Raw genomic sequence first — 14,417 nt, 5'->3', positions numbered from 1 at the left:
ATCTAAATTAAAGAATTAGATTTTTATCTTTTAATAAAGCGATTCTTATAGCCTCTATGATTTACTTTTTTAAATTAATGAAGTTAATAGTGATTGAATTTTGCTATTTATAGAGCTTTAAACGATTTTCAAAATAATTGAAATTGAATTCATAGCTATGATTATTTCTTAAATTAACCATAACTAAAATAATACTAACACCTAATCACCACTTAAGCACGTTGATACATTATTCTAAGATAGGTGAACTTTTTTATCTAACAGTGGTTCAAGTAAACGAAAATTATTTAAAACTCAAAGCAGGCTATTTATTCCCTGAAATTGCTAAAAGGGTAAAGCTATATTCTCAATCAAATAAGAATGCTGAAATTATCAAGCTTGGAATAGGAGATGTTACAGAACCATTACCAAGAGCATGCATTGAGGCTATGGGTAAAGCTTTAGATGATATGGGCACAACAGATGGTTTTAGAGGTTATGGACCAGAACAAGGTTATGCTTGGCTCAGAGAAAAAATATCTGAGCATGATTTTATTTCGAGGGGCTGTCAAATTTCACCTGAAGAAATCTTTGTTTCAGACGGATCAAAATGCGATAGTAGCAATATTTTAGATATTCTTGGCAAGGATAATTCAATTGCTGTAACAGATCCTGTTTACCCTGTTTATGTAGATAGTAACGTGATGACAGGTAGAACTGGAGATGCTCTTGAAAATGGTACTTATCAAGGATTGACATATCTTGCAATAAATGAAGCGAATAACTTTTTGCCAGAACTACCTGAAAAAAAAGTTGATATTTTATATCTTTGTTTTCCTAATAATCCAACTGGAGCAACGATTAATAAAGAAGAATTGAAAAAATGGGTTGACTATGCACTTCAAAACAAATCCTTAATACTTTTTGACGCAGCTTATGAAGCATTTATTCAAGATAATGATATTCCACATTCAATATATGAGATTGAGGGAGCAAAGGATTGTGCTATTGAATTTAGATCTTTTTCAAAAAATGCAGGATTCACTGGAGTTAGATGTGCTTTTACAGTAATACCTAAAAATCTCAAAGGTTTGAGCTCAACAAATGAGGAAATAGAGTTATGGCCTCTTTGGAATAGGCGACAATCTACAAAATTCAATGGAGTAAGTTATGTTGTTCAGAAAGGAGCAGAGGCTGTTTATTCTCTTGAAGGGAAGAAACAGGTGAGAGGTTTAATTGATTTTTATATGGAAAATGCAAAAATAATGAAAAATAAACTTCAGAATTCTGGATATAAAGTTTATGGTGGGGACAATGCTCCTTATATCTGGATTAAGGTTCCAGATCAAATGACATCTTGGGACTTTTTTGATTTCCTTCTACAAAAAGTTAGTGTAGTGGGAACACCTGGGAGCGGATTTGGATTGGCAGGAGAGGGTTATTTTCGCTTGTCAGCATTTAACTCACGATCAAACGTCATTGATGCAATGGAAAGGATTATTAATATATAATTATTAGTATTATCTAGATTCTGAAATTTTGATGTTATCCATAAAGTTAGAACAAAGTGGAAGTAATAATTCAGCAGTGATTGAAAAGAAACCTGCTGAATTAAAAAATAAATCTCCAAAATATAAGGTTTTACTTCATAATGACCCAGTTAATTCTATGGAGTATGTCACTATTTCACTGAGGGAAGTTGTGCCGCAATTAAGCGAACAAGATGCTATAGCCATAATGCTTGAAGCACACAATACGGGTATAGGTTTGGTGATAGTTTGTGATTTAGAGCCAGCAGAATTCTACTCAGAATCATTGAAATCTAAAGGAATTTCTAGTTCAATTGAGAAAGAGGATTAATAGTGGTTGGATTTATTATTTAGAATGAGCTAATTTCCTTTCAGATAATGGACGGACTTTTAAGGATTCTTTTAAGGAGGACTTTCCATATTCTCTCTCAAGAATGTCGATAACTGTTTTACCGAATTCATCTTCTGGATTATCAAAAGCTTCTAAGCAAATCTCCCCAAGTTTTTCCCCTAATGAGCCTGGATTCCATAGAAGTTTTCTCGCTGTCCAAGGCATCATGCTCATTGGATTATAATTTGGCTTCAAAATTTTATGTTCCAGCGCGTACTTCTCAAGAAGAGTGTGAGGTTGCAATCCTATAAAAAATATAGCTGGGTCAACTAAGCCTTTACCAAATATATTTTCTAATTCTCTATGGTAAGCAATTGTTTGTCTTATGGTGCTAGGCGTTTCATCAAAAACATTAAAAGAATAATTCACTGAAACATGATTCTTAAAACCTGATTTGACAAGCATTCTGCAATTATTTAATACAGTTTCGAGATCATACGCTAATCTCATTTTTCTAACAAGTTCTTGAGATCCCGACGTGATACCTATTTCAAAATAGCTCATACCTGTATCAACCATAAGCTGAGCTAGCTCAGCATCAATATTATCTGCTCTAATGTATGCAGCCCAATTAATATCGTCCCAGCCTTGATCTTTAATTGCTTGCAAAAGTGATTTTGCATCTTCAATATGTTTTTTAGCTGGAATAAACTGTGCATCTGTGAACCAAAATCCTCTTACTCCAAGATCATATAATTGCTTCATTTCTTTGATTACTTCGTTAATAGGATTGACGCGAACCTGCTTACCCTCCACAACTGTATAAACACAGAAACAGCAATTATGAGGGCAACCTCTTTTTGTTTGCACCCCTACGTAATAATCTCCGCCTTCTATATACCAATTGAATTCAGGCCATATTGATTTTATATATTTATAATTACAAGCTGTTTTAACAGTCCCCGAAGGTTGTTCATGTATCAATTTATTTCTAGGTTTTTGTCCAGCAATGTAACATCTTTCTTCCTCTATTGAATCTCCTCTAATGATTTTTTCAATGAGATTTTCTCCCTCCCCTACTGAAATAACAGTTCCTTTTGGGAGTAAATTTCCCAATTGTTCATAGAAGACACTAACAGCTCCACCTCCTAAAATTACTTTGACATTTTTATTGTATTTTTGTGATCTTTTTAGTCCCATCTTGACTAAAGAAGTATTTCTATATATTTCTCCATAATGAGATGCAATTAATTTTAATCCTCCCCAGGAACCTCTAATTTTTTTAAAGATATTTTTTGAGTAGAAAACTTCAAAAGAGTTTTGTAGAGGGTTCCCACTCCTACCATCAACAGGTGCATAAATTTGTATATCTCTCCACGAAAAAATGATTAGATGCGGTCTAAATTGATCAATTTTTCTGGCTAAATATTTGGAAACTTTATTTGATGGAATTATTGCTAGATCAATGAATTGCTGCTCTAGATCTGGGAAGCATTTATGAATATGGTCTGCTAAATAAATAGGCCCAATTGGAAATATTGGATTACACGGCAATCTTACAGTTAGTATTTTTCCATAGTGCTTTCTTTGGTAATTTTTTTTATTTAATTTTTCGAACTTCAAATTAAAATTCATGTCATGAAATTTAATGAATCTATTTCTTTTAAGAATCTAACTACTTTATTACTAATTTGGAGAAATTGAAAATACTAAGAAAATACTCGGGATAATTTTATTAAATTCATATATCAGAAATCATATAAATCCAGCATACTTTGAGAAGTTTTAATCCATCTAGCTTGTAGTGCATAAAAACCTTCATCAAAAGCAATATAACTTCTTTTGCCAAAATAAAATATAAGAGGAATAAAAACAATTAATTTAAAAAGATATCTAAATTTAAAAATTTTATTAACCATTTTAATTTACTTTGTAAGTGCCGATAATTGGAATTGAACCAATGGCCTACTGTTTACGAGACAGTTGCTCTACCGCTGAGCTATACCGGCCAAATTAAATATTTAATTTTTCATATAGACTTAATCTTATAATTGAAAAAATTTATGTCAAAAATAGATCCTGAATTGAAAAAGAAATTATTAAAGGAATCCCAAGCTCCTTTCAAAGGATTGAGAAGAATATTGTGGATAGCTTTTAGCGGTTCTGCATTTTTGGGACTTATAATAATGCTTTCCAGAATTGCAAGCGGAACTGAATTACAGCAAAATAACCTTCTCATACAGTTGGGTGCTTGTGTAATATTTCCTACTTTATTAGTCTTTGACAAAAATAAAGATTAATAAGCTGGATGTTTAATTATTGTGATAAGGTCCTCTTTTTGGTGACAAATTTGAATGCTTCGATTACATCTCCTTCGACCCATGAAGAGAATTTATCGCAGCCAACTCCACATTCAAATCCTGTATTTACTTCTTTTACATCATCTTTAACTCTTTTTAGAGAGTCTAAATTACCCTCAAATATTACTTTTTCTGATCTAATAACTCTTAGCGAACAATTCCTTTGTAATTTTCCAGTTTGTATGTAACAGCCTGCAATAGCTCCTTTACCGACTGAGAAAGTTGCTCTAACTTCAGCTTGCCCTAATGATTCTTCGACAAGATCGGGTTCAAGTAGCCCTTCCATGGCCAACTGAATATCTTCTAAGAGTTTATAGATAACTTCATATTCTCTTATGTCAACGTCATTAGCATCAGCTGCTCTTTTCGCGCCAGAAGCTAATGAGGTGTTAAACCCAACAATTACTGACCCAGATGCAGCAGCAAGATCTATATCTGTCTCAGTTATTTCTCCAGGAGCAGAGAGTAGGACTCTGACTTGAACTTCATTTTTTGGTAATTGTTCTAGTGATCCTAATATCGCTTCAACACTACCTTGAACATCAGCTTTTAGAATTAAGTTTAACTCCTTAAGTTCCCCATCATTTGCTTGAGTTGATAAGGATGATAAGCTGACTCTTCTTGAGGCCATTTGCTGAGCTAATTTTGTGGCTCTAGCATCTGTTGCCCTTTCTCCGACAATGGCTCGAGCAGTTTTCTCATCAGGGTAGACTTCGAATTCATCTCCTGCAGTAGGTACTTCACTGAATCCTAGCGCTTCCACTGGGAATGATGGTCCTGCTTCTTTAATTCTATTACCATGTTCATCAACCATTGCTCTAATTTTTCCAAGGACTGAACCCGCAGCTAAAACATCTCCAGATTTCAAGGTTCCATTTTGTACTAATAAAGTAGCTACTGGCCCTTTGGCTTTGTCTAGGTGGGCTTCAATAACAGTACCTTTTGCAAATCTATCAGGGTTAGCTTGTAGATCTTCAACATCTGAAACTAATAAAATCATTTCGAGTAATTTATCAATGTTTTGTTTTTTGATAGCACTTACTGGAACCATCACTGTATCTCCTCCCCAATCTTCAGCAATTAAATCTTTTTCTGATAGTTCCTGCTTTACTCTTTCTGGAGATGCTCCCTCTTTATCAATTTTATTAATTGCAACAACAATTGGTACTTTTGCAGCTCTTGCATGACTAATAGCTTCTAAAGTTTGAGGTCTGCAACCATCATCTGCAGCAACTACAAGAACAGCTACATCAGTAACCTTTGTACCCCTTGCTCTCATTGCAGTAAAGGCTTCATGACCTGGGGTATCAAGAAATGTTAATTTTTTCTTTTGAGATTCATGTTCAAATTCAACTTGATAAGCTCCTATGTGTTGAGTGATACCCCCTGCTTCTCCTGAAGCTATTCTTGATTCTCTGATGGAATCTAGAAGACTTGTTTTACCATGGTCTACATGACCCATCACTGTAATAACAGGTGGTCTTCTTATAAGATTATCAATATCTTCAGATTCAATCATGTCAACTGTTTTCTCAGCGGCTTCTTGAATATCATCTTGCAAAACAGGTACCCCAAATTCTTCTGCTACTGTTTCAATAGTTGCTAAGTCGAGTGATTGAGTAACAGTTGCAGTTATTCCTTTAAAAAAAAGAGATTTGATTATTTCAGAACTTTCAAGACTTAATTTATCCGCTAATTCTTGGACTGTTAAATTATCTTCGGGCACGATTATCATTTCAGGTCGTACTTGTTTGGCTTCTTTGGCAGCCTTTAACTCCATAGCTCTTCTTTTCTGTCTTTGCCTAGTAGTCTCTTTTTTCTTCTTTTTAAATTGTTTTATTGTTTTTTGAGATTTGGATTCATCAGACTTTCCTTTCTTTGGACGTGCCAAACTTGCTGATAAGATTGAAATTTTTTCGCCTGAATATCCACTAGTTTCAGACGTTAATGAATCATCATTTTCACCAATAATATGAACTTTCTGTCTTTGTTTTTGGGTATTTTTGCTTCTTAGTGCTTCAAGTTTTGCGCTATCATCCCAGTCTGTCTTTCCAGGTTTCTTTGAACTATTAGAAAATGTTCTATGAGGAGGTTTTTTGGAACTTGGAGTAGCATTTGGACGATTATTAGGCGCTTTAGCTTTCTGCTTAGGTACCTCGATATTTTGTTTTGAGTTATTCTTTATACCTATTTTGTCTTTCTCAGAGTTATTATTTTTTTGAAGTTGTAAAAGTTCATTAGGTGATACTGGCTTCCTAATCCCAGAGGAATTTTGGCCATTGAATTTAGAACCAGGCCTATTATTAGGCATGCCAGGTCCGTTGGGAGAACCAGGTCTATTAGGATTGCCTTGCCTATTAAATGAGCCAGGTCTGCCTTGATCTGAAGGTTTGTTTCTTAAACCAGGCCTATTGGGCATGCCAGGTCTGTTGGGAGAACCAGGTCTATTGGGATTGCCTTGCCTATTAAATGAGCCAGGTCTGCCTTGATCTGAAGGTTTGTTTCTTAAACCAGGCCTATTGGGCATGCCAGGTCTGTTGGGAGAACCAGGTCTGTTAGAGGCAGTTTGTTTAAAAGCAATGTTTTGCTTATTATTGTTTTGCTTATTAGGATTTATTATTGGATCTTCTCTTCTTATTGGAGCTCCTACGAGCTCAGGAGTGTTCTTTCTATTATTAAAATTTTTTGTTTTAGGTTTGTTCGTATTTTGATCAGGTTTGCTTGATAGTCGTCTTTTATCTTCTGCCCTGGCGATGTTCTGGGAAGATTCACTAGATTTAACATTATTATTTATATTTTTAGGCTTTGCAATTAGTTGAATAGGTGGTTTTGCCGGACTTTTGATAGGTGGGGGTGTGTTATTTACGAAAGTTTTTTTATCTTGGTTGAAATTCTGTGAAGGTTTACTATTTGTATTTGTAAGATTTGCTCGAGATTGTGAACTGTTAACAATATTAGGTTTATTGGGATTTTGAAGTTGATTTGAAATTTTTTTTACACTCTCAGGCTTGTTAAGTGGTTTTATCAATAATGGCTTTTTGTTCGAATTATTTTTGAGAGGTTTCCCTTGTTTAGAAGAGAGAACAGGAGATTTATCTTCTTTGTTTTGTTTGAAGTTATCTTTTTTAATTGAAGGTTTATTAATGGAAAGTATTGTTTTATCTGGATTCTTTTTATTAATAAGATTTTTAATTTTTTTTGCCTCTTCTGAACTAATAGAGCTGCTATGGCTTTTTACTGAAATTGAAAGTTTTTGAGCGGCATCAAGTATATCTTTATTTTCCAGATTTAAGTCTCTGGAAAGTTCGTAAATTCTGATTTTATCGCTGATAGTCATTTAATCTGATTTGTACTCTTTTTGAAATTAAAGAGGATTTATTTTAATTATATTCCCTTAATGGGGATAGTTAATGTAGCTTGTAATTTCTTTTTCAAAAATTTCAATAAATTCAGGTTCTAAAAATGTTTTTAAAGCTTTTTGAAGCTTTTTCTTGATCTTGGAATCTGAGTAGCATTTTTTTGACTTGCAAATGTAAGCTGATCGCCCCATTCCCTTTTGAAGCATGATACCTTGCTTATGATCTTTAGTAATCTTTAAAAGATCTTTCCTGTCATATGTTTTTCTACATGAAATGCATAAACGCATGACAGGGATTTCTTGTATCACCGTTTTTTCTCCTCTTTGGCAGATGTCTCAGTATCTTGAACAGTCTCTAATGGATCATTATCTGTGAATTCTACTCCTTCGTATTGTTCCTCTCCATATTCTTCTTCATCTTCGGGAAGAGGATAAAGCTCTCTTAATCTCGCATCTTCTGCAGCACGCTCAGCTTGTTCTGCTTCTAATCTTAATTCAGCTTCTCTCTGGAGATTCTCTTCATCTTCCCTTTGAATAATTAATTCAGAGACCGCAGCATCTTCTGCTTCCTGATCGTATTCATGTGAGTTTTTAACGTCAATCTTCCAACCAGTTAATCTTGCGGCAAGTCTTACATTTTGACCTTCTCTACCAATTGCGAGACTTAATTGATCAGGAGGAACTAGTACGTGCGCATGTTGCCCTGCTGGGTCTACAAGTCTTACTTGATCTACTTTCGCAGGACTTAAAGAGTTTAAAATATACTGTATTGGGTTAGATGACCATTTAATAACATCAATTTTTTCACCCCTTAATTCATTTACTACTTGTTGAATTCTTGCTCCTCTAGCTCCAATACATGCACCTACAGGGTCCACTTCTTCTTCGACACTATCAACAGCTACTTTTGTTCTTGGCCCAACAGCTCTTGAAGGAGGGTTGGCTTCTCTTGAAACAGCAACAATTTTCACTGTACCTTCTTGAATTTCCGGTACTTCATTTTCAAATAAATAAACCACTAAACCAGCATTTGCTCTACTTACAAAAAGTTGCGGCCCTTTTCTGGCAATTTCGCTAACTTCTTTCAAAAATACTTTAAAAGTTGCATTTGCTCTATAATTATCATTTGGTAATTGATCTCTCTTGGGAAGTTCGGCCTCAACTTCAGGTCTACCAATACCCGAACTAACTCCCATAATGACTGATTGTCTTTCAAATCTTATAACTCTTGCCGTTAAAACAGGATCTTCCAAATCCGCAAATTCTTCCTGGATCATTTTTCGTTGTTGATCTCTTAACTTTTGGGCTAAAACTTGCTTTGTTGTTGAAGCAGCCATTCGCCCAAAATCCTCTTTTTCTGGAGTAACGTCTAAAACAACTGTGTCACCTATTTGAGCATCATCAGCGACTTGCTTAACTTCTACTAGAGATATTTGATGATCTTCGCTCTCAACTTCTTCTACAATAATTTTACTTGATAATATCCTGTAACCTTCTTCATCTAGATCTAGTCCAACATCAAAATTACTAAAATATTCTTCATCAAATGGATCTTGGTTAACTCCAATGTAAAAAGTTTTTCTATATTTTTCATATCCTTTTAATAAAGCTTCGCGTAAGGCTAATTCCACGATATTAGGAGGTAACTTTTTTTCCTCACTAATATCTTCAATGAGATTGTTTAAACCTGGGAGAATAACTAATGCCATCTATGATGGGAAATTGAATAATGGTTGAAAATGATTAATCTTTTAATGTACAAAGACTAATTTTTAGTACTTCATCAAAAGGGATTTTTTTAATCTTACCTTTAATGTTAATGGCTAAATAATCTTTAGACTTTTCATAAAGTAAACCATTCAGAATTTTTATTTTTGAATTCTTTTGGTTTAACTCAACATTAACTGGAAAACCTTTAAAAGTTTTGAAGTCTCTTTCTGAGGTTAGTTCATCACTGACCCCTTGACTACTAATTTCTAACACATATGAACAATTTAAAAGATTTGATTTTTCTATTTCGTCAGATGCCGGGGTATTAAATAGCGCACAATCATCTAAGGAAATGTCATCCCCATTAGTTTTTCTTATAGTTATTTCAATAACTACTGGATTTTGATTAGTTTGTATATTTAAACCGCAGATTTCTAAATCCCGCTCATTAGCAACTTTTTCTAATAAAGCTTCCAGTTTACTTTTGTTTTCTTTATTCAAATTTATTTATAAATTTATTTAAAATTTATTTTCACACATTAAGAAGTTTTTTCTATAGAAAAATTTTAAAATTTGCATTTTATGGATGTAAACAAAAAAACAACAATAACCTCTTTCTTCAATTAGATTTACTAGATAAACTCAAAAACTTTTAATAATATGAAGTATCTCAAGATTAAATTTATTAATTTAATCCAAATATTCATTGTTATTTGTTTTTGCATACTCAATTTCTTTCAAGATGCTGAAGTTTTAGCTTTAACTTCTTTTGAAAGTCATAATTTCGTATCATCGGCAGTTAAAAATATTGGCCCTGCAGTTGTAAAAATTGACACTGAGCGCTTGGTAGAGAGGCAACAATTTGATCCTACTTTACTTGACCCTTTATTAAGGGATTTACTTGGCGAGCAAGGCATTACTCCTGAAAGGGAGAGAGGACAAGGCTCCGGGGTTATCATTAATGAAAATGGTTTGGTTCTTACAAACGCTCATGTCGTAGAAAGAGTCGATAATGTTTCAGTTACTTTGGCCGATGGATCTATTTGTGATGGTAAAGTTTTGGGCACGGATACAGTAACTGATCTTGCTTTAGTAAAAATTGATGAAGATACTTATTCTGGTTTTGCTCCACTTGGAAATTCTGAAGATCTTGAAGTTGGGGATTGGGCAATAGCTCTTGGTACTCCCTATGGTCTTGAAAAAACAGTTACTTTAGGGATTGTAAGCAGCCTGCATAGAGATATCAGTAGTTTAGGATTTTCAGATAAAAGGTTGGATCTTATTCAGACTGATGCGGCAATAAATCCAGGAAATTCTGGGGGACCACTAATAAATGCTAATGGCGAGGTAATTGGAATAAATACATTAGTAAGAAGTGGCCCTGGTGCTGGTTTAGGTTTTGCGATTCCCATCAATCTAGCTAAAAGTGTTTCTGATCAGCTACTCAAAAATGGAGAAGTTATTCATCCATATTTAGGGGTACAATTAATTTCTTTAAATCCTAGAATTGCTAAAGAACATAATCTAGATCCCAATTCTTTAGTGCAATTACCCGAAAGAAATGGAGCTCTTATTCAATCAGTAATACCTAATAGCCCCGCTGAAAAAGCTGGTTTAAGAAGAGGCGATTTAGTCATAGCAGCCCAAAACATCTCTATAAATGAGCCTAAAACTTTACTAGATGAAGTAGAAAAAGCTCAGATAGGAAAAGTATTTCTTTTAAATATTGTGAGAGATAATAAAGAGATACAGATAAATATCAGACCAGAACCTCTACCAGGTTTGACATAAAGCACCGATTGAAATTTAATAATCTATAACCATTAGAGAAAAAGATTTTGGATTCACAAACTCAAATGAAACAGGTAGTTGCTGATGCAGCAATAAGGGAAGTAAAGAGTGACATGATTCTTGGATTAGGTTCTGGATCTACTGCTGCGTTAATGATAAAAAGCCTTGCGGATGAAATGCGTTCTGGGAAACTCCAAAATATAAGAGGTGTTGCAACTTCTTTTCAATCAGAAGTTTTAGCGCTTGAATTGAATATCCCGCTTATCGATTTAGCTTCTGTATCTCAAATTGATTTAGCTATTGATGGAGCAGATGAAGTTGATCCGGGATTTCAATTAATTAAAGGAGGAGGAGCATGCCATGTCAGAGAAAAATTAGTAGCATCTAAATCTGATCAATTGTTGATTGTTGTTGATGAAACTAAACTTGTCCAAAATTTAAATCTATCTTTTCCTTTACCTGTAGAAGTTCTTCCAAATGCTTGGAAGCAAGTTCAGGAAGTTATTTCAGAAATGAATGGCAGTTCTTCTTTAAGAATGGCTAATAAAAAAGCTGGCCCAGTTGTTACTGATCAAGGCAACCTAGTTCTAGATGTTTTATTTAATGATGGTATTAAGAATCCAAAAGACATTGAAAAAACTATTAATAATATTCCAGGAGTTTTAGAAAATGGATTATTCGTCGATCTTACAGACAAAGTTCTAGTGGGTAAAATTGAAAATAATACTCCAGTGGTTTACTCACCCTCAAGAGTTAGCTAATCTTCAAATCTTATTTGTACTGAGTTAGCGTGGCTGTGTAAGCCCTCACTATTAGCAAGATTTATAATATCCGGGCTATTGATTTTTAAACTTTCTTCATTAAATTCTATTATTGAAGTATTTTTCATAAAAGTTTCAACCCCCAAAGAACCGCTGAATCTAGAATTTCCTGATGTGGGTAAAGTATGATTTGGTCCAGCAAGATAATCTCCAACAGCTTCTGGTGTCCATTTCCCCAAAAATATCGCTCCTGCATTATCTATATCTGCAAGAATTTTTTTTGAATTTATAGTAAGAATTTCTAGGTGTTCAGGGGCAAAGTTATTACTTAGTTCAACACATGATTCATAATTCTCACAAATCACAATTAACCCCCAATTTTTAATTGATTGCATGCAAATTTCTTTTCTTGGATGATCATCTATTTTTTTATAAAGTTCTTCTAAAACTTCTTGTGCCTGATTTTTTGATGTAGTTAGAAGGATTGATGAAGCTAAAGGATCATGTTCTGCTTGGGCTAGTAGATCAGACGCTATATAAGTGCTTTGAGCTGTTTCATCTGCAATGATTAATATTTCACTTGGACCAGCTAAAGAATCAATCCCTGTAGAACCATAAATAAGTTTTTTCGCAGTTGTAACATAAATATTCCCTGGACCTGAAATAACATCAACTTTATTGATTTGATTTGTGCCAAAGGCTAAAGCACCAATTGCTTGAGCTCCTCCAATTCTAAATACTTTATTGATTCCTGATAAGTGAGCTGCTGCTAAAACAGTTTTGTTTATTTCTCCTTCTTTATTCCCAGGAGATACCATTATAGTTTCCTTAACTCCTGCTACTTTCGCAGGTATTGCATTCATTAATACAGTGCTTGGATAAGCAGCTCTGCCTCCAGGAATATAAATACCTGCATTTTTAACTGGTCGCCATCTTCTTTGGACTGTATCACCATATTCACCTTTTATTGTAAAAGATTTAGGAATTTCTTTTTCATGGAATTTTTGTATTCTTTTATGAGCTACCTCAAGAGAGCGCTTCAAATTGTTATCAATTTCATTCCATGCATTTTTTATTTGGTTCGAACTTACTTGCATAGGTTCAGGGTTGAAACCATCAAATTTTTTGGTATATTTTTTTACTGCTGTATCTCCATAATTTTTTACTTCTTGAAGAATTTCTTCGACTATTGCATTTATTTTGTGGTTGTTTTCTGAGTTAGTTCGAGTGGAAATCCTTTTTAATTCTTGGATAGCATCTTCTTTATTATTTATGATCTTCATATTCTTAATTTTTCAAATTGAAAGGCTCAAACCCAAATTAATAACTTTCTAAATTATATATGATTGATTAGTAGTCGATTTATTTGTTATGATAAGTATCTTCTATTTATATACCCTCTGTGGCCAATAACAAATCAGCAAAAAAGAGAATACAAATTGCCGAAAGAAATCGTTTAATGAATAAGTCGTATAAATCTACTGTTAGGACTTTAACTAAAAAAACCTTAGAAAATTGCGAAAAATATAAAAAAAACCCAAATGAAGATAATAAGAATTTAGTTAAGACAAGCCTTAATAAAGCTTTTAGTTTAATCGATAAAGCAGTTAAAAAAAATGTTCTTCACAAGAATAATGGCGCTAATAGAAAATCAAAAATTAACAATTTTGTAAAAACTACTCTTACCACAAAGTAAATAGGTAGTTCCTAATTATGAGCGATATAAAACTCATAGACTCACACTGTCATTTAATATTTGAAAATTTTGAGAAAGATCTTGAAGAGGTTATTTTAAGATTGCGTTCAAGAGGTGTAAAAAAATTAGTGCATGCTTGTTGTGAATTATCAGAAATCCCAAAGTTGAAAAAAATATCTCATGAATTTAATGAAATTTACTATTCAGTTGGTTTGCATCCGTTAGAGGCAAAAAAGTGGGAAGAAAGCTCAAAATCTCTCTTAAGAAAATCAGCTCAAGAAGATAAGAGAGTTGTAGCTATTGGCGAATTAGGCTTGGATTTTTTTAAGAATGAAAATAAAACTCAGCAAATTGAAGCACTTATTCCTCAAATGGAGTTAGCTTATGAACTTAAATTGCCTGTAATTATTCACTGTAGAGATGCTGCAAATGAAATGATTGAGATATGTAGTGATCTCTCTAAAAAAGGAAAATGCCCTGATGGCGTACTTCATTGTTGGACAGGAACCCGAGAAGAAATGCAGCAATTCTTGGATCTTGGATTTTACATAAGTTTTAGTGGAATAGTAACTTTCCCAAAAGCACATAAAATTCATGAGTGTGCCAAATTAGTCCCAAATAATAAATACCTTATTGAAACTGACTCACCATTTTTAGCTCCTGTACCTCACAGAGGTAAAAGGAATGAACCTGCATTTGTTGAAAATGTTGCCAATTTTATGGCAGATTTAAGATCTACTGAATTAATCACAATTGCTAAAGAGTCTTCTAAGAATGCTGAAGATTTGTTTAAATTTGACTTGTTATTTTGACGTAGCAGCTGTTATTATTAAAAATTACTGGAAATTTTTCTTAATTTTTTAGCTTTAACGCACTCCAATTAATGATTATCAGTATTAGAC

General features: G+C 33.5%; 14 protein-coding genes and 1 tRNA gene. 7 read left to right on the top strand and 8 right to left on the bottom strand.

The window, feature by feature from the left end; genetic code table 11:
• The first annotated feature begins 263 nt into the window (after positions 1-263).
• Together A9601_RS17085 and clpS are read left to right on the top strand one after the other, a co-directional pair.
• On the top strand, positions 264-1,490 hold the full coding sequence (locus A9601_RS17085; protein ID WP_011819114.1) for an LL-diaminopimelate aminotransferase: 1,227 nt from the start codon (positions 264-266) through the stop codon (positions 1,488-1,490).
• A gap of 31 nt (positions 1,491-1,521) precedes the next feature.
• The gene (clpS, locus tag A9601_RS17080; protein ID WP_011819113.1) at positions 1,522-1,839 is read left to right on the top strand and encodes an ATP-dependent Clp protease adapter ClpS; all 318 of its coding nucleotides are present in this window, start codon (positions 1,522-1,524) and stop codon (positions 1,837-1,839) included.
• 15 nt (positions 1,840-1,854) lie between these two features.
• Here the strand turns inward: clpS and A9601_RS17075 are convergent, their stop codons facing one another.
• The 3 genes from A9601_RS17075 to A9601_RS17070 form a co-directional block, all read right to left on the bottom strand.
• Complete coding sequence (locus tag A9601_RS17075; protein WP_011819112.1) at positions 1,855-3,474, bottom strand: photosystem II high light acclimation radical SAM protein; 1,620 nt, start codon at positions 3,472-3,474, stop codon at positions 1,855-1,857.
• A gap of 113 nt (positions 3,475-3,587) precedes the next feature.
• Positions 3,588-3,758 carry a hypothetical protein gene (locus A9601_RS18845; RefSeq protein WP_011819111.1) on the bottom strand — a complete coding sequence of 57 codons (171 nt, stop codon included), beginning with the start codon at positions 3,756-3,758 and terminating at the stop codon, positions 3,588-3,590.
• Between the two features lie 18 nt (positions 3,759-3,776).
• A tRNA-Thr gene (locus A9601_RS17070) sits at positions 3,777-3,848 on the bottom strand.
• 54 nt (positions 3,849-3,902) lie between these two features.
• Here A9601_RS17070 and A9601_RS17065 point away from each other — a divergent pair.
• On the top strand, positions 3,903-4,139 hold the full coding sequence (locus A9601_RS17065) for a DUF3493 domain-containing protein (RefSeq protein WP_041484569.1): 237 nt from the start codon (positions 3,903-3,905) through the stop codon (positions 4,137-4,139).
• A 16-nt stretch (positions 4,140-4,155) separates the two neighbouring features.
• Here A9601_RS17065 and infB read toward each other — a convergent pair whose 3' ends face one another.
• The 4 genes from infB to rimP are packed head-to-tail and all read right to left on the bottom strand — an operon-like array spanning position 4,156 to position 9,768.
• On the bottom strand, positions 4,156-7,536 hold the full coding sequence (gene infB / locus A9601_RS17060) for a translation initiation factor IF-2 (protein ID WP_011819109.1): 3,381 nt from the start codon (positions 7,534-7,536) through the stop codon (positions 4,156-4,158).
• 57 nt (positions 7,537-7,593) lie between these two features.
• On the bottom strand, positions 7,594-7,866 hold the full coding sequence (locus A9601_RS17055) for a YlxR family protein (RefSeq protein ID WP_011819108.1): 273 nt from the start codon (positions 7,864-7,866) through the stop codon (positions 7,594-7,596).
• Positions 7,863-9,266 carry a transcription termination factor NusA gene (gene nusA, locus A9601_RS17050; RefSeq protein WP_011819107.1) on the bottom strand — a complete coding sequence of 468 codons (1,404 nt, stop codon included), beginning with the start codon at positions 9,264-9,266 and terminating at the stop codon, positions 7,863-7,865. The genes A9601_RS17055 and nusA overlap by 4 nt, the downstream gene beginning before the upstream one ends.
• Before the next feature lie 34 nt (positions 9,267-9,300).
• On the bottom strand, positions 9,301-9,768 hold the full coding sequence (rimP, locus tag A9601_RS17045; RefSeq protein WP_011819106.1) for a ribosome maturation factor RimP: 468 nt from the start codon (positions 9,766-9,768) through the stop codon (positions 9,301-9,303).
• A gap of 159 nt (positions 9,769-9,927) precedes the next feature.
• Between rimP and A9601_RS17040 the strand changes: the two genes are divergently transcribed.
• Positions 9,928-11,058 (top strand): trypsin-like peptidase domain-containing protein, encoded by a 1,131-nt coding sequence (locus A9601_RS17040; protein WP_011819105.1) that lies wholly within the window; start codon positions 9,928-9,930, stop codon positions 11,056-11,058.
• A gap of 65 nt (positions 11,059-11,123) precedes the next feature.
• The gene (rpiA, locus tag A9601_RS17035; protein WP_011819104.1) at positions 11,124-11,819 is read left to right on the top strand and encodes a ribose-5-phosphate isomerase RpiA; all 696 of its coding nucleotides are present in this window, start codon (positions 11,124-11,126) and stop codon (positions 11,817-11,819) included.
• On the opposite strand, the gene hisD is transcribed toward rpiA, so the two are convergent.
• Positions 11,816-13,102, bottom strand: coding sequence for a histidinol dehydrogenase (gene hisD / locus A9601_RS17030; protein WP_011819103.1), 1,287 nt, complete (start codon positions 13,100-13,102; stop codon positions 11,816-11,818). The two genes, rpiA and hisD, sit on opposite strands and share 4 nt — an antisense overlap.
• A gap of 119 nt (positions 13,103-13,221) precedes the next feature.
• Between hisD and rpsT the strand changes: the two genes are divergently transcribed.
• On the top strand, positions 13,222-13,515 hold the full coding sequence (gene rpsT, locus A9601_RS17025; RefSeq protein ID WP_011819102.1) for a 30S ribosomal protein S20: 294 nt from the start codon (positions 13,222-13,224) through the stop codon (positions 13,513-13,515).
• A gap of 17 nt (positions 13,516-13,532) precedes the next feature.
• Positions 13,533-14,327 carry a TatD family hydrolase gene (locus tag A9601_RS17020; RefSeq protein WP_011819101.1) on the top strand — a complete coding sequence of 265 codons (795 nt, stop codon included), beginning with the start codon at positions 13,533-13,535 and terminating at the stop codon, positions 14,325-14,327.
• Positions 14,328-14,417: the final 90 nt, after the last annotated feature.

The sequence above is a fragment of the Prochlorococcus marinus str. AS9601 genome, assembly GCF_000015645.1.
Classification (GTDB): Bacteria; Cyanobacteriota; Cyanobacteriia; order PCC-6307; family Cyanobiaceae; genus Prochlorococcus_A; species Prochlorococcus_A marinus_O.
Note: the sequence above shows the minus strand (reverse complement) of the source record. Positions and strands in the feature narration are given on the sequence as shown.

Bases quoted from the DNA above. Each gene is read 5' to 3' on its own strand.
- A9601_RS17020 (WP_011819101.1), top strand. From the start codon at position 13,533: ATGAGCGATATAAAACTCATAGACTCACACTGTCATTTAATATTTGAA.
- A9601_RS18845 (WP_011819111.1), bottom strand. From the start codon at position 3,758: ATGGTTAATAAAATTTTTAAATTTAGATATCTTTTTAAATTAATTGTT.
- hisD (WP_011819103.1), bottom strand. From the start codon at position 13,102: ATGAAGATCATAAATAATAAAGAAGATGCTATCCAAGAATTAAAAAGG.
- A9601_RS17065 (WP_041484569.1), top strand. From the start codon at position 3,903: ATGTCAAAAATAGATCCTGAATTGAAAAAGAAATTATTAAAGGAATCC.
- infB (WP_011819109.1), bottom strand. From the start codon at position 7,536: ATGACTATCAGCGATAAAATCAGAATTTACGAACTTTCCAGAGACTTA.
- A9601_RS17040 (WP_011819105.1), top strand. From the start codon at position 9,928: ATGAAGTATCTCAAGATTAAATTTATTAATTTAATCCAAATATTCATT.
- clpS (WP_011819113.1), top strand. From the start codon at position 1,522: ATGTTATCCATAAAGTTAGAACAAAGTGGAAGTAATAATTCAGCAGTG.
- nusA (WP_011819107.1), bottom strand. From the start codon at position 9,266: ATGGCATTAGTTATTCTCCCAGGTTTAAACAATCTCATTGAAGATATT.
- rpiA (WP_011819104.1), top strand. From the start codon at position 11,124: ATGAAACAGGTAGTTGCTGATGCAGCAATAAGGGAAGTAAAGAGTGAC.
- A9601_RS17075 (WP_011819112.1), bottom strand. From the start codon at position 3,474: ATGAATTTTAATTTGAAGTTCGAAAAATTAAATAAAAAAAATTACCAA.